This window comes from Amycolatopsis sp. CA-128772 (assembly GCF_002904295.1).
GTDB lineage: Bacteria > Actinomycetota > Actinomycetes > Mycobacteriales > Pseudonocardiaceae > Amycolatopsis.
On sequence record NZ_PPHG01000080.1, the window covers coordinates 129,583 to 145,845 of the forward strand.

Genomic DNA, 16,263 nt, shown 5'->3' on the forward strand with positions numbered 1-16,263 from the left:
CGACCCCTCAGCTCACACCGGTGCGGCCCCGGAGCTCGCGCTCCGGGGCCGCACCAGGGGAAATCAGCGGATCAGTAGCCGTACACCGTCTGGAAGACGCGCTGCTCGCTCGTCGCCGCCAGGCCGTTGGCCCACAGGGAGTTCACCCGGGAGCGCTCGGTGGCGTTCGGCACCGCGTTGGTGCAGGACGGGCCGGGGCCGCCACCCGACATCAGTTCCGAGCAGGGGCCCGAGTAGTGGTCGGGCAGCCCGAGGGCGTGCCCGGTCTCGTGGGCCGCGATGCGGGTCGGGTTGTACTGGCGGGCCTGGGTGTAGTCGATGAAGATGGTGCCGCTGCCGTGCCCGTTGGTGGAGGCGTAGGAGCCGCGGGGGTCGTTGCCTTCGGTGTAGCGCAGGCTCGCACCCGAGTTGCGCTCGACCAGCTTGACGTTGGTGACGCTGCGGTTCCAGTTGGCGGCACCGGCGTTGATGACCGAACGGAACGTCGGTGCACTGGCGGTGCTGTAGTAGACCGTGGTGACCGCGGCTTCCTGCTCGGTGGCGGCCGACGCGGTCCCCGCGGCGAGCGGGGTCATGGTCAGGGCGAGCGCGACGGCGCCGGCCAGGGCGAACTTCCTCGACATCGGAAGACTCCTCGTGGGGACGGGGATTTGCCGGAATTGCGCGCGCTGTCGAAAATTTACCCGGAAGCGACGACCACGGGAGCCGACTTACGTAGGGTCGGGAAGTGGTGATTTACCAACACTATCGACGGGTTGACAACCGGGCCGGCGACCAGGTCCTCAATCGGCCAGGGTGAGGGCGAGGAGCTGCTGCTCCAGCCGCCGCGCGGCCGCCACGTCGATGCCGACGCCCCACAGGGGGGCCGTGCTGGCGCCGTCCGCCGCGGCGACCACCAGGGTGACGACATCGCGCGGGAGGCCGTCGTCGTGCAGCTCGCGCTCCCACCGGGCCGCGTCCGCGCGGGCGAGCTCGGCGACCTCCGGGATCGACATCAGCTGGGCGATCAGGGCGATGTTCTCGCGGATCGCGGCCTCGTCGTGGGACGTGTCCAGCGACGCCCGGACGTAGGCGCGCGTCAGCCGGCCCGGGGCCGTGTCGGCCGGGTCGAGCGCCTTCCGCACCTCGGTGCGGAAGGTGTCCAGGATGTCCTGGGCGAGCGTGCGCACCAGCGCGTCCTTGGCCGGGAAGTGGTACAGCAGCCCGCCCTTCGACACGCCGGCGTGGCGGGCGATGTCGTCGAGGGACGCCGAGACGCCGCGGGTGCGGATGACCGCCGCCGCGGCGTCGAGCAGGGCCCGGCGGGTTTCGTCCGGGCTGCGCCCGGCTTTGCGCGGCATGGTCAGTCCTTTCCGGACGGAATGGTACGCCAGGCGACCACCGCGGCGACGGCGGTGACGACGGCCGCCGCGAGCGCCGTCACCTGCATGGCGCCGGTGAACGCTTCCCGCGCCGCTTGGGCGAGCGCGGAGTCCGGGGCCAGCACGCTCGCCGCACCGGCGAGGGAGTCACGGACCTCGCCGGGGAGCGGGCCCGCCGGCAGGAAGGCGCGGTAGGCGAGGTTGACGACCGAGCCGAGGATCGCGATGCCCAGCGCCGCCCCGAGTTCGTAGGCGGTTTCGGAGATCGCCGACGCCGAACCGGCCTTGTCCCGCGGGACCGCGGACAGCACCGAGTCGACGGTCAGCGTCAGCGCCAGGCCGACGCCGAGCCCGACCGGCACCAGCGTCAGGCCCAGCCACCAGTACTGCGGTGCCCGTTCGGCGACGGCGACCAGCGCCAGCCCGGCGGCGGCCACGGCGAGCCCGGCCGCGACGGCCCGTCCCCGCCCGAGCCGCGCGACGACCACGCCGACGGCGGCCACTACCACGATCGACGCCAGCGTCGCCGGCATCTCCGCGAACCCGGCCCGCAGCGGCGAGAACCCGCGGACGAGCTGCAGGTACTGCGAGAAGAAGAACAGCAGCCCCATCAGCGCGAAGACGGCGATGAAGTTCGCGAGGACGGCGCCGCTGAAGGCGCCGTTGCGGAACAGCGTGACGTCGATCAGCGGCGCGGCCGCCCGCCGCTGCCGCCGGGCGAACAGCACACCCGCGACCGATCCGAGCAGTGCGGCGACGCCGGCCCGCGCGTCGAGGCCGGAGCTGACGACGTGCTTGACCGCGTAGACCAGCGGCACGATCGCGGCCGGCGAGAGCCCGGCCGAGAGCAGGTCGAACCGGCCCGGGGCGGGGTCGCGCGACTCGGGCAGCAGCCACGCGCCCAGGATCAGGAAGGCCACCACGACCGGCACGTTGATCAGGAACACCGAGCCCCACCAGAAGTGCTCCAGCAGCCCCCCGCCGACAAGCGGGCCCAGCGCGATGCCGCCGCCGGACCCGGCCGACCAGATCGCGATGGCGCGGGTCCGCTCGCGCGGGTCGGTGAAGAGGGTCCGGATGAGTGACAGCGTCGACGGCATGATCGTCGCCCCGGCGACGCCGAGCAGCAGCCGCGCGCCGATCAGCACGCCGGCGGTGGGGGAGAAGGCGGCCAGCACGGAGGCGAGCCCGAAGGCGGCCGTGCCGAGCAGCAGCACCTTCTTGCGCCCGAACCGGTCGGCCAGGTTGCCGGCGGTGACGAGCAGGCCGGCGAGGGCGAGGGAGTAGACGTCGCCGATCCACAGGATTTCGGTCGCGGTCGGCGCGAGTTCCCGGGTGAGCGACGGCACGGCGAGGTAGAGCACGGTCCCGTCGATGGCGAGCAGCAGGACGGCGCCGACGAGCACGCCCAGCGCAGCCCAGCGGCGACGCGGGCTCAACGTCCGGACGGAGGCGGGCTGGATGGCGGTCATGCCAGTTACTATACCGTCTGGACGGTACAGTAACGCTGGTGAGACCGGTCACGGGTAAGCTGGAAAGCGGAAAGGGGCGCACTGTGACGGCGGAGGAACTGATCATCGAGTTCGCCCTGACGCGCCTCGACCACCCGGACCTCGACTTCGAGGAAATCGCGGCGCTGCTGGTCCGGCGGGGCGGCGCGGAGCGCGAGCTGGAGTTCGCGGCGCGGAACCTGGCGGACCGCGGCGAACTGCGCGGCCCGGCCTTCCGCACGGCGGTCGAGTACGTGCTGCGGGTGGTGCTCACCCTGCGGGGGCCGTCCGACTAGCGGGCGCCGGCCGGACCGCGCCGAGCCGCGAGCGGGCCGGCGCCATGGCTGCTTTCCCTTCGGCTGCGACCGCGCCGGACGGCGCGAGGTGGTCGACGCCCGCGACCACCAGCCTCGCCGCGGTCGCACCGGGTCCGAGCAACGCGTTCAGCTGGGCGTGGGCGGCGGCCGGAGCCGCTGCCCACCCCTGAAGGCGTGCCGAGACCGCCCTCAAGCGCTCCCGGCGTGCCGCAGCCCCCGGCGGTCGAACACCAGCTCTCGAGCCGTCCCCAGCGCCGTCGCGATCGCGCCCGCCAGCACCGCGTCCTCGCCCAGCTGGCCGGCCACGATGTCCGGCACCGCCGGGATCGTCGCCGCCAGCGCGCGCCGCATCGGCCCGGCCAGCAGGTCCGTGTTGCCGCCGATGCCGCCGCCCAGCACGATCAGCCGCGGGTCCAGGACCGCCGTCACCGCCGACACCACGTACGCCAGCTTCTCCGCCTCCTCCTCGACCACCCGCAACGCCCGCTCGTCGCCCGCGCGGGCCAGGCGGAACACGTCCTTCGCCGACTTCGCCTTCGTCAACCCCAGGGCGTGGGCCGCATCGACCACCGCGCGGCCCGCTGCCGCCGACTCCACCGGGCCCGGGCGGCGGGGTGCCGCTCCGGACGGGCGGGGGCCGTACGGCAGGTCCGCGATCTCGCCCGCCGCGCCGTGGGCGCCGCGGAACAGCCTGCCCTCCACCAGCAGACCCATGCCGATGCCCGTGCCGACCGTCAGGCACACCAGCACGTCGACGCCGAGGGCCGCGCCGAGCGCGTGCTCGCCGACCGCGCACAGGTTGGCGTCGTTTTCCACCACCACGTCCGAGCCCGCGGCGGCCAGCGCCGAGACCAGCTCGTGCAGCACCCCGCGCCGCTCCCAGCCCGGGAGGTTCGGCGCGCGGTGCACCGTGCCGGTCGCCGGGTCGGGGACGCCCGGCGTGCCGACCACCGTCGACACGACGTCGTCCGGCCCGAGCCCGGCCGCGGCCACCGCGCGTCCGGCGGATTCGCTGACCGTGCGCACCAACGCGCTCGCCGAACGGCACCGGTTGGGCTCGTCGAGCCGCGCGACGATGCTTCCCTCGAGATCCGCGACGGCCACCCGGATCACGCGCCGGCCGATGTCGACGCCCACGACGTGCCCGGCGTCCGGTGCGGCCTGGTAGACCACCGCCGCGCGGCCCGGGCCCGCCAGGGTCCGCCCGGTCGTCCGGACCAGTCCGTGCTGCTCGAGGTCCAGCAGCGCCTGGCCCACCGTGGGTTTCGACAGCCCGGTGTCGGCCGCGATCCGGGGCCGGGTCGCCTCGCCCTGGGCCCGGAGCCGGTCCAGGACGAGCCGCTGGTTCAGCGCCCGCATGTGCGCCGGAGTTCCGACCGGTGGCCCGTTTTGCCCCACACGTCCTCCCGAGTTGCCGCAACTTTACCGGCGGAACCCTTTCGACCCCGCGCGTTCTATGTTAAGAAACTTTACTAACTACTAGTCGGAGGCACGTCGTGAGTTCACCCACTCGATCCGGGGAACCGCCCGCCCTTGAGCGCCGGATCGGCCCGCTGCAGGCCACCGCGATCAACATGACCCAGATGTGCGGCATCGGCCCGTTCGTCACGATCCCCGCCATGGTCGCCACCATGGGCGGGCCGCAGGCGATGTTCGGCTGGATCATCGGGGCGATCGTGGCGCTGGCCGACGGGCTCATCTGGGCCGAGCTCGGGGCCGCGATGCCGGGTGCCGGCGGCACCTACCTCTACCTGCGCGAGGCCTTCCAGTACCGCAGCGGCCGCCTGATGCCGTTCCTGTTCGTGTGGAGCGCGGTGCTGTTCATCCCGCTGATCATGTCGACCGGGATCATCGGCCTCGTCCAGTACCTCGGCTACCTGATCCCCGGGGTCACCGACGACGCGGGCACGACCCCGCTGGGCAAGCTCATCGGCGTCGGCATCACGCTCGTGATCATCCTGGCGCTGTTCCGCAAGATCGGCCAGATCTCCAAGCTCACGACGATCCTGTTCGTGATCATGCTCGTCGCCGTGCTGACGACCATCGTCGCCGCCTTCTCGCACTTCAGCGCGACGCAGGCGTTCGCCTTCACCCCCGGCGCGTTCAGCTCGGGCGGCGAAGGCACGTTCTGGGGCGGCCTCGGCGCCGGCCTGATCATCGCCATCTACGACTACCTGGGCTACAACACCTCCGCCTACCTCGGCGGCGAGGTGCGGACGCCGGGCCGCACGCTGCCCCGCTCGATCATCTTCTCCATCCTCGGCATCATGGGCCTGTACTTCCTGCTGCAGGTCGGCGTGCTCGGCTCGATCCCGCTGGACCAGCTGAAGGACGCGAAGTCGGTCGCGTCGTCGGTGCTGGAGCAGGTGTGGGGCACCGGCACGGCGAAGGCCATCACCGTGCTGATCGTGATCGCCGCGATCGGGTCCGTCTTCGCCGGGCTGCTCGGCGGCTCCCGCGTGCCGTTCGAAGCCGCGCGCGACAAGGTGTTCTTGCCCGTGTTCGGCAAGCTGCACCCGAAGCTGCACCTGCCCACCGCCGGCGTGCTCACCATGGGCGCCATCACGATCCTCGGCTCGCTGTTCACCCTGACCACGGTGATCAACGCGGCGGTCGCGACCCTGGTGATCATCCAGTCGCTGGCCCAGGTCGCCGCGATCATCGTGCTCCGCCGCCGGCAGCCGGAGCTGAGGCGGCCGTACCGGCAGTGGCTCTACCCGGTGCCGACGATCATCGCGCTCATCGGCTGGGTCTACATCTACGTCTCGGCCGACTGGCTGTCCATCGGGCTTTCGGTCGGCTGGATCGTCGTCGGCGGGATCGCCTACCTCGTCTACGCGAAGGCCGAGCGCACCTGGCCGTTCGGTCCCAAGGAGATCAAGGAAGCCTTCGTCACCGAACCGGAAGGGGCTCAGGCATGACCCGCAAGCTCGCGGTGCTCGCCGCGCTGCTCCTCGTTCCCGGGGTGCTGAGCGTGGCCGCGCCGGCGTCCGCGCAGCAGGACTTCGCGAAGCCGCACGGCCTCACGACGATCGGCCTGCAGGGCTGGCAGGTCCTCACCACCGCGAAGGTCGAGGACGGCGGCGAAAAGGTGTCCACGCCCGGGTACGCCACCCGCGGCTGGCTGCCGGTGAAACCGGACGACGCCGGCGCGCCCGGCACCGAGATCGCCGCCCTGGTCCAGAACGGCAAGTGCCCGGACGTCTTCTACTCCGACACCATGCGCAAGTGCTTCGGCTACGTCGACAAGCTCGGCCCGGTCGTGACGAAGCCGTTCTCCGACCCGTGGTGGTACCGCACCGACTTCGATCCGGGCATCCGGGTGGGGCAGCACGCGAAGCTGACCATCCCCGGCATCGTCGGCGAGGGCGACGTCTGGGTGAACGGCTCGCTCGTCGCCACGAAGGACGTCGTCAGCGGCGCGTTCGCCGGGCACACCTTCGACGTCACCAAGCTGGTGAAGCCGGGCCGCAACACCCTGGCGATCAAGGTCTACCCGAACGACCCGCTGAAGATGTACACCCTCGACCAGGTCGACTGGGGCCAGATCCCGCCGGACAACGACACCGGCATCCAGTTCCCGCCGACCCTGCAGGTCTCCGACGCGCTGACCGGCGACAACGCTCACGTCGTGCAGGACAACGCGCCCGAGGGGGCCAGCTCGAAGCTGACGGTGAAGCTGGACGTCACCAACAACGCGGCCACGGCCCAGACCGGGGACGTCGCCGCCACGATCGCCCCGCCCTCGGGCGCGCCGGTCGTCGTCCGGCAGCGCGTCACGATCCCGGCGAACACCAAGCGGACCGTGACGTTCGCGCCGGTGAAGATCGACCACCCGCAGCTCTGGTGGCCGTACTCGATGGGCGGCCAGCCGCTGTACACGCTGACCACCGCGGTCTCGCAGGGCGGCGTGCTGTCGACGTCGTCGAAGAGCACCTTCGGCATCCGCACGGTGACCTCGCGGCTGGTCGGCAAGTCCGCGCCGCTGCCCGAGGGGGCCCGGCAGTTCGCGATCAACGGCCACGACTTCGTGTTCCGCGGCGGCGGCTTCGCCCCGGACCTGTTCCTGCGCTACGACAAGGCCGACACCGCGCACCAGATCGCGCTGATCAAGAACCTCGGCCTGTCCGGCGTCCGGCTCGAAGGCCACGACATGCCGCCGGACTTCTACGAGCAGGCCGACCGCGCCGGGCTGCTGGTGATCGGCGGGTTCCTGTGCTGTGACGCGTGGCAGCCCGAGGACGCCTCGACGCTGACCGAGCGCGACTACCGGATCATGCACGACTCGGCGTACACCATCGCGCAGCTGGAGCGGAACCACCCGAGCGTCTTCAACTACGGCTGGAGCGACAACGAACCGGTGCCGCGCCAGGAGTCCGAGACGCTGAAAGCGTTCGAGGAAGCCGACTTCCAGGTGCCGGTGATCGCCTCCGCGGAGTACAAGAGCACGCCGACCCTGGGCAACTCGGGCGAGAAGGAAGGCCCGTACGACTGGGTCCCGCCCACGTACTGGTACGACAGCTCGCACTTCGACCCCGAGGACTCCAGCCGCACCAACGCGGGCGGCGCGTGGGGCTTCGCGAGCGAGCAGAGCGCCGGGCACACCGTGCCGACGCTCGACTCGATCAAGCGGTTCCTCTCACCCGCCGAGCAGGCGAAGCTGTGGCAGGACCCGGCCTACAACCAGTACCACGCGAACTTCGAGCCGGGCCACGGCGGTTACGCGTTCGGCACGCTGTACACGCTGGACCAGTCGATCCGGCAGCGGTACGGGAAGTGGACCTCGCTGAAGTCCTATGTGGACCTGGCGAACATCGCGAACTACGAGAACACCCGCTCGCAGTTCGAGGCGTTCCTGCACCACTCGACGGACAAGGCGAATCCGGCCACCGGCGTCGTCTACTGGCAGCTGAACAAGGGCTGGCCGACGCTGCTGTGGTCGCTCTACAACGACGACGGCGACCAGGCGGGTGCGTTCTTCGGCGCCAAGAAGGCGAACAAGCCGCTTCACGCGCTCTACGGCTACGACAACGGCTCGGTGACGCTGGACAACCTCGGCGCCAGCGCGCAGTCCGGGCTTTCGGTGCAGGCCCGCGTGCTCGACACCGCGGGCAAGGTGCTCGACGACCAGACGGCGACCGGCCTTTCGCTCGGCAGCCAGGGCGTCAGGACCGGCGTCCTGAAGCCGAAGGTGCCCGCCGAGACGAAGGCGCCCGCGCCCGCGCAGGTCTACTTCGTGGAACTGCAGGTCAACCAGGGCGGAAAGGTCGTCGACCGGAACGTCTACTGGCTTTCGACGCAGAAGGACGTCGTCGACTGGGCCAAGACGCTGGGCAACCCGCAGGCGACGCTGTCGCAGTACAGCAACCTGCAGGCGCTGCAGAACCTGCCGAAGTCGCAGGTGAGCGTGGTCGCGTCGACGTGCGCGAGCGGCGGTGACCTCGTCACCACGGTGACGGTCACGAACACCTCGAAGACGCCGGGCGCGGCGTTCTTCCTGCGGGCCGACGTCCGCCGCGGCACGCCGGACGGGCGGGAAGCGCCGGGGGACAACCAGCTCGCGAACGCGACCTGGGACGACAACGACATCACGCTGTGGCCGGGCCAGTCGCAGACGCTGACCGCCACCTACCGGGCCGCGGACCTGCGCGGCGCGGCCCCGGTGATCAGCGTCGACGGCTTCAACACCGGCCGGATCGTGGTGCGGGGGACAGGAGGGGCGCACGCGTGACAGAGGAACGGATTCTCGGGATCGACTTCGGCGGCACGAAGGTGGCGCTGGGGCTCGCCGACCGCGACGGCACCCTGCTGGCGACGCGCCGGCTGGACACCGACGCGCAGGCGGGGGCCGGGCAGGTGGTGGTGCGCGCGCTCGCCGCGGCCCGGGCCCTCCTGGCCGACGAGGGCGCGGTGCCCGCCTGCATCGGCGTCGTCAGCCCGGGGATCGTGCTGCCCGACCGCATCCTGCTCGCGCCGAACGTGCCGGGGTGGGAGCAGCTGCGGCTGGCGGAGCTGGTGGCCGCGGAGTTCCCCGCCGTGTCGATCGCGGTGGGCACGGACGCGAAGGCGGCGGCGCTGGCGGAGTGGCGCTGGGGCGCGCTGGCCGGGGCCGATCCGGCGGTGTTCCTGTCGCTGGGCACCGGCATCGCGGCCGCGGTGCTGGTCGGCGGCCGGTTGCTGACCGGCGCCAACGGAGCTGCCGGCGAGATCGGGTACAACCTGCTCTCGCCGCAGGACACCGAGGGTTTCGCGAGCGGAGCGGCGCCGCTCGAGGAAGCCGTCGGTGGGCGTGGGCTGGGCGGCCGGGCGAGCGAACTGCTCGGCCGCCCGGTCACCGCCGGGGAACTGTTCGCACTGGCCAAGGAGAACGTCGAGGCCAAGGAGCTGGTGACGGCCGCGCTCGACGAGCTGTCGATGCACGTGGCCAACCTGGCGATCGCGCTGGACCCCGAGCGCATCGCGGTCGGCGGCGGGCTTGTGCGCTCGGCGGACGTGCTGCTGCCGGCCCTGGCGGACCGACTCGCGCACGCGGTGCCGTTCCCGCCCCAGCTGGTGGCGGCCCGGTTCGACCAGGACGCGGCCCTGCTCGGTGCCGTGGCGCTGGCTCTCGGCGGGTAGGCGTCCGGGTGGTGTGCCGGTGCCCCGACCCGGCACACCACCCGGCTTCACGCCCGGGCGGCGGCGACCTCTTCGGCCTGCCGGAACGCGGTGGGGGAGAGCGTGATCCAGACCAGCACCGCGCTGACCGCCTGGACGGCCGCCGCCATCACCCAGACGGCGCGCAGGCCCCAGTGCGCCGCGACCAGGCCGCCGGCCAGCGCGCCCAGCGGCGTCAGGCCCCAGGCGAGGGCCCGGTGGCTGGTGAGCACCCGGCCCAGCAGCGGCGCCGGCGTGAAGCGCTGGCGGCTGGACTGCGAGCAGACGTTCCAGATCAGCACCGTCGCCGTCAGGGACACCAGCACGAGACCCACCAGCGGCGGCCACGGCGGGACGAAGGCGATCAGCAGCTCCGTCACCACGCCGAAGCTCTGCGCGAACCGCATCGACCACGAATAGCCGAGCCGGTCCACCACCTTCTGCACCACGAACGACGACGCGATCCAGCCGACGGCGAGGCAGGCGAGCAACATGCCGTAGCCGAACGGCCCGACGTGCAGGACCTGCGTCGCGTAGAGCACGAACATCGCGTTGCCGGCGCTCGCGGCGAACGAGCCGAGCGCGACGTTGATCGTGATCGAGCGCAGCAGCGGCGTCCGCACCAGGTGCCGCAGGCCGCCGGAGAGGTCCCGCAGCGGGTGGGTCGTCGCGGCCACGACCGACTCCGACGGGATCCGGCGGGCCAGCGCGAGCGCGACCAGCGCGCAGGCCACGGCCAGCCAGGCGGGTGCCCCGGCGCTCACCGCGATCAGGAACCCGGTCAGCGGCGGCACGACGAACCGCACGACGCCCTGGTCGATCACCGTGAGCCGCGCGTTGGCGTGGGCGAGCTGCCCGGGTCCGACGAGTTCCGGCACGAGCGCGCCGCTGGCCCCGTCCCCGAGCACCCGCGCCGAGGTGATGACGAAGGCGACGACCAGCAGGACGGGCAGGCTGAGCAGGTGGGCCGAGGCCACGGCGGCCAGCACGACGCCGGCCCCGGCGAGCACGGCGTAGGCCCCGGCGAGCACGGCGGTCCGGCGCACCCGGTCGATGAGCACCCCGGCGAACAGGGAGAGCAGCAGCCACGGAGCTTCCCCGACGACGTTGATCAGCGAGACCTCGCGCGGATCGGTGGTGACGGAGACGGCGAGCAGCGGAAGGGCGGCCAGGAGAAGACCTTCGGCGGCCGAACCGGACACCGCGACGGCCTGCAGCCGCACCCACCTGGACGCCATGATCCCGAGCTTGCCGAACCGATCGGTGGATTCCAACCGATTAACCGGGGAGTCCGGGGTGATACTGCCGACTTCGCGCCACGAGCCGCCGGTCGGCGATGTACGCCTACAACGGCGGAAAGAGCCAGGCGAGCGCCGGGTGCCCCAGGCGGTGGCCGGGGACAAGCCGGTCGCCGGGGCGAACTTCGGGCTCAGCAACGGGATGGGGTTCTGCGTGCGGACCTCCGGCGGCCGGGTCGGCTGGGTCCGGTGCAACGACCTGCACTCCTCCGGCGACCACACCGGGTACGTCGTCCTGGACTACCGCCTGTTCGCCGGGACCTGAGCCGTCAGCGGCGCACCCGGGTCGACTCGCGCACCACCAGCTCCGGGGTGAACACCACGGCCTGCCGTTCCGGTTTCGGGTCCGACGTCTCGGCCAGCAGCAGCTCCGCCGCCGTGCGGCCCAGGCGGCGCGCCGGCTGGCGGACCGACGTCAGCGGGACCGCCGCCGCGCCCGCGAACTCGATGTCGTCGTAACCCACGATCGCCATCTCCTCCGGGACGCGGACGCCCGCGCCGACCATCGCCTGCAGCACCCCGAGCGCCAGCAGGTCGTTCGCGCAGAACACCGCCGTCGGGCGCGGGCTCATGCCGAGCAGGCGCGCGCCGGCGTCGCGGCCGGACGTCACGTCGAGGCCGATCGCCTCCAGGACCGTCAGTTCCGCCGGCGAGCCGGCCATCGCCGTGCGGAGGCCCTGCTCGCGGTCGCGGCACTGGGTGAGGAAGGCGGGGCCGTTGACGAACGCGATCCGCCGGTGGCCGGTCTCCAGGAGGTGGCGCCCGGCGAGGGCGCCGCCGGCGACGTCGTCCACCGAAACCGAACTCGCCTCCGAGGCCGGGACCTTGCGGTCGACGAAGACGTACGGCGTGCCGGTGCGCCGGAACGTCCGCAGCGCCTCGCCGGAGGTCGCCACCGGGCTCAGCAGCACCCCGCGGACCCGCTGCTCGGCGAACATCGCGAGGTACGACGCCTCCAGCTCGGAGCGCTGGCCGCTGTTGCCGGTGATGACGTTGAGGCCCTCGGCGTGCGCGGCCTGCTCGGCACCGCGGGCGACGTCGACGAAGAACGGGTTGCCGAGATCGAGCACGAGCAGCCCGAGCACGCGGCTGCGTCCCGCGCGCAGCTGCCGAGCCGACTCGTCACGGACGTAGCCGAGCTCCTCGATCACCGACAGCACCCGGCTGCGGGTGGCCGCCGCGACGACGTGCGGCCGGTTGACCACGTTGGACACCGTGCCGATCGAGACGCCGGCCCGCTTCGCGACGTCCTTGATGCCGACCACCGAACCCCCTCGCTGCGAAGACGTGAGCGTATCATGATCTGAAACGTTTCAGGCGTCCGGTGCCGCCCCCGGAATCTGCCGCACGGTGGGCCGTCGGCCGCCGTCCGGGGCCCGTCGGTGAACCCGTCGTCCGATGGGGTGCCGGTGGCCGATCCGCGCCAATCTGGGGGTGGGAGAGGGGAGGCGGGGATGAGCCCGAAAGCGGTGAAACGCGCGTCGGCGGCGGAGACCGGGCTGGTGCGGGAGCTGGACACCGCGTTGAGCACCGTGACGTCGTTCCAGGGCGCGGTGCAGCACGCGGACGACAAGGTGCGCACCGTGGTCGCGGTGCAGAGCACGATCACCGCGCTCGTCGCCGCGCAGCTGGCCTTCCTGCCGGCGGCCCAGCCGGCGGCGGGGCTGCGGGCCGCCGTGTTCGCGATCTTGGCCTGCTTCGTCGCCGGCTACGGCTATTCGGCGTACCAGCTGGTCCAGGCCCTGCGGCCGCGGACCGAACGGCTGACGGTGCCCAACCGGTTCGCCTTTCCGACCGTCGCGAGCGGGGCCGTCACGACCGCGCCCGTCCCGGTGCGCCGGCAGTGCGCCGAGGCGCACCAGCTGTCGAGGCTGCTGGCGGATCTGGCCATGGTCAAGCACCGCCACGTCCGGCGGGCCCTGGCCGGCACCGGGGTGCTGTTCGTCTGCGGCCCGCTGCTGCTCGTGGTCACCGCGCTCGCGTGAGGGTCAGCCGTCGGCGACGGCCTCCAGCCGGGCGCGGTCGACGACGGTGATCCGCCGGTAGCCGGTGCCGACGACGCCCGCGTGCCGGAACCCGGCGAGCGCGCGGTGGACCGTCGGCTCGGCGGCGCCGACGAGCGCGGCGAGCTCCGGCTGGGTGAGGTCCACCCCGATCTCGACCCCGCCGCGGCCCGGCGTGCCGTACGCCGCGGCGAGTTCCAGGAGCACCCGCGCCAGCCGGATCCGCACTTCGCGGCTGCCGAAGTCGACGCGCCGCCGGGTGGCCCAGCGCAGCTTGCCGGCCACGCTGCTGCCGACCGCGAGCGCCACGTCGGCGTGCCCGGCGAGGAAGCGGTGGAATTCGGGCTGGGAGACGAGCCGGGCGCGGACCCGGCCGGCGCAGGTGACCGTCGCGACCCGGGGCTGCCCGTCCATGCTCGCGAGCTCGCCGATCAGCTCGCCGGCGGTGCGGATGGCGAGCAGCGCCAGGTGGCCTTCGGGCGTCGTGGCCGTCACCTTTACGAACCCGGTCACGAGCACGAAGGCGTGCGCGGTCGTTTCGCCTTCCCGCAGCAGCACCCGGCCCGGGGCGTACTCGCGCAGGGTGCCCAGGCCGAGCAGGCCGGCCCGCGACGTTTCGGGCAGCTTCGCCAGGAAGCTGCCCGGAGGAAAGTCCCCGGTCAGGCTGCTCACGGCCGTCCTCCCTCACCCGCCGTGCATGCTACGGACCGGCGTGGCCGCCGACCAAGGCGTGACCGGGCTTTGTCCCGTTGATGTCCAGCCGTTCGTCGGGGCGGGGCCGGGATAGGGTCGGCCGGTGCGGAGACGACTGGTGTTGATCGGTGCGGTCCTGTCCCTGCTGCTCCTCCCCGGCGTCGTCGTGGCTTCGCCGGTCGTCGAGGGCGACACCGACGACCCGGTGACCGCCGCGCCCCCTGTCTCGCGGCCGGACACCCCGCACTGCACCGTGACGCTCGCCGACGCCTTCCGCTCCAACGCCGCCGACGGCACCCCGCAGTACTACAAAGGCACGCTGACGCCGCCGAAAGCCTGCCCGGGGCCGTGGGCGAAGGTCGTCATGGACCAGACCGTGACGGTGCAGGGACGCCAGTACGACCGGATCGGCGACCTGCGGATCGGCGGCACCGAGGTCTGGTGGGGCACGACCGAGGAGCCCAGCGGCGAGGGCCGCCGCCCGATCACCTACCACTTCGCCAAGGACCTGACCCCGTACAGCGCGCTGCTGCGCACCCCGCAGCCGTTCCACGGTGGCATCGAAAACTACAACTCGGCGGTCTACACCGGCGTCTACGCGCAGACCGTGACGCTGACCTACTACCAGGCGGACCGCAAGCACCCCGCGGCCGCGGCCCCCGACCACGTCGCCGGCTTCGGGCACGCCGACGCGACCCCCGCCGCGCCCACCGTGCACTTCACCGCGCAGGGCCTGCCGCGCAACATCACCCGCGCCTACCTCGAGGTCACGCTCGAAGGCCACGCCTGCGACGAGCAGTGGTTCGACGACGTCCCCGACGCCGTCGCGGCGAAGTACCCGGCGGCCGGCCTCTGCGGGAAGGGCCCGTACCGCGAGGCGAACTTCGCGATCGACGGGGTTTCCGCCGGGAGCGCGGTCACCTTCCCGCACATCTACTCCGGCGGGATCGTGCCGCAGCTGTGGCGGCCGGTCGTCGCGATCGACACCTTCAGCCTGCACGCCGAAACCTACGACGTGACGCCGTTCGCGGGCCGGCTCGTCGACGGTGGCACCCATGACCTCTCCTTCTCCTTCCCGGACATCGGCGGCGAATTCACCGTCGTCCCGACGCTCCTGCTCTACACCGACAAAAACGCCGCGCGGACGTCCGGCGCCCTCACCCAGGGCGATGTCGCGGCAGTGCCGGTGCGGCGGACGGCGGTGAAGGACATCTCCGGCGGCGTCAACGTGACGGTCACCGCGAAGCGCCACGACGTCACGGCCGGATACGTCGACACCTCCGCCGGCCGCGTGTACACCCGCGTCGAGCGCACCCGCGACTACCGCAACAGCGACGACGTCACCGGCGGCGGCTTCACCCAGCACGTCGTGCAGGCCGACTCCGGGCAGCAAACCTCGGTGTCCACAGTGGACGGCCGGGTGCGGTCGGCGGACCGGCACACCTGGTCCTACCCGCTGACGACCGACGCGACGGCGGCCATCACCGACGACCAGAACCTGCGCATCTCGGGCTCGGTGGACATGACCAAGACCCTCGCCGACCTGACCGGCGACGGCCGGACCTGGCGCCCGGTGCGCGCGTCGCGCGAGTGGCTGGCCTCCTCCGGCGTGCTGGCCCGCACGAACGGCGTCAACACCGAAGCCGACGGGCGCTCGAAGACGCTGTTCACCGGCACCGACGACCTGGGCCGGCCGTACTTGCACTATGTCGCCGGTGAACACGGGCTGATCACCGAGAACCGGATTGTCGGTGGCCGCGGATAGGGTCCGGCTCATGACCGAACCCGCCTTCGTGACCGAGACCCGGACCGCCTACGACACCGTCGCCGCCTCCTACGCCGAAGAGCTGCGCGATCTGCTGGAGGACAGCCCGTGGGACCGGGCGATGCTGAGCACGTTCGCCGAACTGGTCGGGAAGAGCGGGCCGGTCGGGGACCTCGGCTGCGGCCCGGGCCGGTTGACCGGGTACCTGGCTTCGCTCGGGCTGGACGTGTTCGGCGTGGACCTCTCGCCCGGCATGGTCGAGGTGGCCCGGAAGGCGCACCCCGGGCTGCGCTTCGAGGTCGGTTCGCTGGCCGCCCTCGACCTCGCCGACGGGGGCCTGGCGGGAGCGGTGGCGTGGTACTCCCTGATCCACACGCCGCCGGCGAACCTGCCGCCGGTGGTGGCGGAGCTGGCGCGGGTGCTGGCGCCGGGCGGGCGGCTGCTGACGGGGTTCCAGGTCGGCGACGAGCGCCGCCGCATCACGCACGGCTACGGCCACGACGTCGCCTTCGACGCCTACCGGCTGCAGCCGGATTTCGTCGCGGACTCGTGCGTCGCCGCCGGGCTGGTCGTGGAGGCGCGGCTGGTCCGCGAGCCGCAGGGGCCGTACGAGAAGACGCCGCAGGCGTACCTGCTGGCCCGCAAGCCGGCGTGAACCCCGTCTCGCCGGCCGTCACCCGATCGGGCTAGTGCGGTACTG

The 16,263-nt window shown here is 72.5% G+C and carries 15 protein-coding genes; 8 read left to right on the forward strand and 7 right to left on the reverse strand.

Features of this window, described 5'->3' with window-relative positions:
- Positions 1-71: 71 nt before the first annotated feature.
- From C2L59_RS33285 to C2L59_RS33295, 3 genes are all read right to left on the reverse strand, one after another.
- Positions 72-623 (reverse strand): snapalysin family zinc-dependent metalloprotease, encoded by a 552-nt coding sequence (locus C2L59_RS33285; protein WP_103353504.1) that lies wholly within the window; start codon positions 621-623, stop codon positions 72-74.
- Positions 624-782: 159 nt separating this feature from the next.
- Positions 783-1,340, reverse strand: a complete 558-nt coding sequence (locus C2L59_RS33290; RefSeq protein ID WP_103353505.1) for a TetR family transcriptional regulator — start codon at positions 1,338-1,340, stop codon at positions 783-785.
- Positions 1,341-1,342: 2 nt separating this feature from the next.
- Positions 1,343-2,833: an MFS transporter gene (locus tag C2L59_RS33295; RefSeq protein ID WP_103353506.1), complete on the reverse strand. Its 1,491-nt coding sequence runs from the start codon at positions 2,831-2,833 to the stop codon at positions 1,343-1,345.
- An 83-nt stretch (positions 2,834-2,916) separates the two neighbouring features.
- On the opposite strand from C2L59_RS33295, the gene C2L59_RS33300 reads away from it, so the two are divergent.
- Complete coding sequence (locus C2L59_RS33300; RefSeq protein WP_103353507.1) at positions 2,917-3,147, forward strand: hypothetical protein; 231 nt, start codon at positions 2,917-2,919, stop codon at positions 3,145-3,147.
- Positions 3,148-3,357: 210 nt separating this feature from the next.
- On the opposite strand, the gene C2L59_RS33305 is transcribed toward C2L59_RS33300, so the two are convergent.
- Entirely contained in the window at positions 3,358-4,527 is a 1,170-nt protein-coding gene (locus C2L59_RS33305; protein ID WP_199199370.1) for an ROK family transcriptional regulator, read from the reverse strand.
- Positions 4,528-4,664: 137 nt separating this feature from the next.
- Here C2L59_RS33305 and C2L59_RS33310 point away from each other — a divergent pair, with 137 nt between their 5' ends.
- From C2L59_RS33310 to C2L59_RS33320, 3 genes are read left to right on the forward strand one after another with little or no spacing between them, the layout of a single operon-like run.
- Positions 4,665-6,089 (forward strand): APC family permease, encoded by a 1,425-nt coding sequence (locus tag C2L59_RS33310; protein WP_103353509.1) that lies wholly within the window; start codon positions 4,665-4,667, stop codon positions 6,087-6,089.
- Positions 6,086-8,899, forward strand: coding sequence for a beta-mannosidase (locus tag C2L59_RS33315; protein WP_103353510.1), 2,814 nt, complete (start codon positions 6,086-6,088; stop codon positions 8,897-8,899). The genes C2L59_RS33310 and C2L59_RS33315 overlap by 4 nt, the downstream gene beginning before the upstream one ends.
- Positions 8,896-9,786 carry an ROK family protein gene (locus C2L59_RS33320; RefSeq protein WP_103353511.1) on the forward strand — a complete coding sequence of 297 codons (891 nt, stop codon included), beginning with the start codon at positions 8,896-8,898 and terminating at the stop codon, positions 9,784-9,786. The genes C2L59_RS33315 and C2L59_RS33320 overlap by 4 nt, the downstream gene beginning before the upstream one ends.
- A gap of 47 nt (positions 9,787-9,833) precedes the next feature.
- On the opposite strand, the gene C2L59_RS33325 is transcribed toward C2L59_RS33320, so the two are convergent.
- Positions 9,834-11,042, reverse strand: coding sequence for an MFS transporter (locus C2L59_RS33325; RefSeq protein WP_103353640.1), 1,209 nt, complete (start codon positions 11,040-11,042; stop codon positions 9,834-9,836).
- Between the two features lie 139 nt (positions 11,043-11,181).
- Here C2L59_RS33325 and C2L59_RS33330 point away from each other — a divergent pair, with 139 nt between their 5' ends.
- Entirely contained in the window at positions 11,182-11,367 is a 186-nt protein-coding gene (locus C2L59_RS33330) for a hypothetical protein (RefSeq protein ID WP_103353512.1), read from the forward strand.
- Positions 11,368-11,371: 4 nt separating this feature from the next.
- Here the strand turns inward: C2L59_RS33330 and C2L59_RS33335 are convergent, their stop codons facing one another.
- On the reverse strand, positions 11,372-12,367 hold the full coding sequence (locus C2L59_RS33335; protein WP_103353513.1) for a LacI family DNA-binding transcriptional regulator: 996 nt from the start codon (positions 12,365-12,367) through the stop codon (positions 11,372-11,374).
- Between the two features lie 189 nt (positions 12,368-12,556).
- Here C2L59_RS33335 and C2L59_RS33340 point away from each other — a divergent pair, with 189 nt between their 5' ends.
- Positions 12,557-13,087 carry a hypothetical protein gene (locus tag C2L59_RS33340; protein ID WP_103353514.1) on the forward strand — a complete coding sequence of 177 codons (531 nt, stop codon included), beginning with the start codon at positions 12,557-12,559 and terminating at the stop codon, positions 13,085-13,087.
- A gap of 3 nt (positions 13,088-13,090) precedes the next feature.
- Here C2L59_RS33340 and C2L59_RS33345 read toward each other — a convergent pair whose 3' ends face one another.
- Positions 13,091-13,777: a Crp/Fnr family transcriptional regulator gene (locus tag C2L59_RS33345; protein WP_103353515.1), complete on the reverse strand. Its 687-nt coding sequence runs from the start codon at positions 13,775-13,777 to the stop codon at positions 13,091-13,093.
- A gap of 139 nt (positions 13,778-13,916) precedes the next feature.
- Between C2L59_RS33345 and C2L59_RS33350 the strand changes: the two genes are divergently transcribed.
- Positions 13,917-15,563: a peptide-N4-asparagine amidase gene (locus C2L59_RS33350; protein ID WP_103353516.1), complete on the forward strand. Its 1,647-nt coding sequence runs from the start codon at positions 13,917-13,919 to the stop codon at positions 15,561-15,563.
- Positions 15,564-15,573: 10 nt separating this feature from the next.
- Positions 15,574-16,218, forward strand: a complete 645-nt coding sequence (locus tag C2L59_RS33355; RefSeq protein ID WP_103353517.1) for a class I SAM-dependent methyltransferase — start codon at positions 15,574-15,576, stop codon at positions 16,216-16,218.
- Positions 16,219-16,263 lie beyond the last annotated feature (45 nt).

Excerpts from the sequence above, each read along its gene's own strand:
- C2L59_RS33285 (WP_103353504.1), bottom strand. The coding sequence starts at position 623 with ATGTCGAGGAAGTTCGCCCTGGCCGGCGCCGTCGCGCTCGCCCTGACC.
- C2L59_RS33290 (WP_103353505.1), bottom strand. The coding sequence starts at position 1,340 with ATGCCGCGCAAAGCCGGGCGCAGCCCGGACGAAACCCGCCGGGCCCTG.
- C2L59_RS33295 (WP_103353506.1), bottom strand. The coding sequence starts at position 2,833 with ATGACCGCCATCCAGCCCGCCTCCGTCCGGACGTTGAGCCCGCGTCGC.
- C2L59_RS33305 (WP_199199370.1), bottom strand. The coding sequence starts at position 4,527 with ATGCGGGCGCTGAACCAGCGGCTCGTCCTGGACCGGCTCCGGGCCCAG.
- C2L59_RS33315 (WP_103353510.1), top strand. The coding sequence starts at position 6,086 with ATGACCCGCAAGCTCGCGGTGCTCGCCGCGCTGCTCCTCGTTCCCGGG.
- C2L59_RS33325 (WP_103353640.1), bottom strand. The coding sequence starts at position 11,042 with ATGGCGTCCAGGTGGGTGCGGCTGCAGGCCGTCGCGGTGTCCGGTTCG.
- C2L59_RS33340 (WP_103353514.1), top strand. The coding sequence starts at position 12,557 with ATGAGCCCGAAAGCGGTGAAACGCGCGTCGGCGGCGGAGACCGGGCTG.
- C2L59_RS33355 (WP_103353517.1), top strand. The coding sequence starts at position 15,574 with ATGACCGAACCCGCCTTCGTGACCGAGACCCGGACCGCCTACGACACC.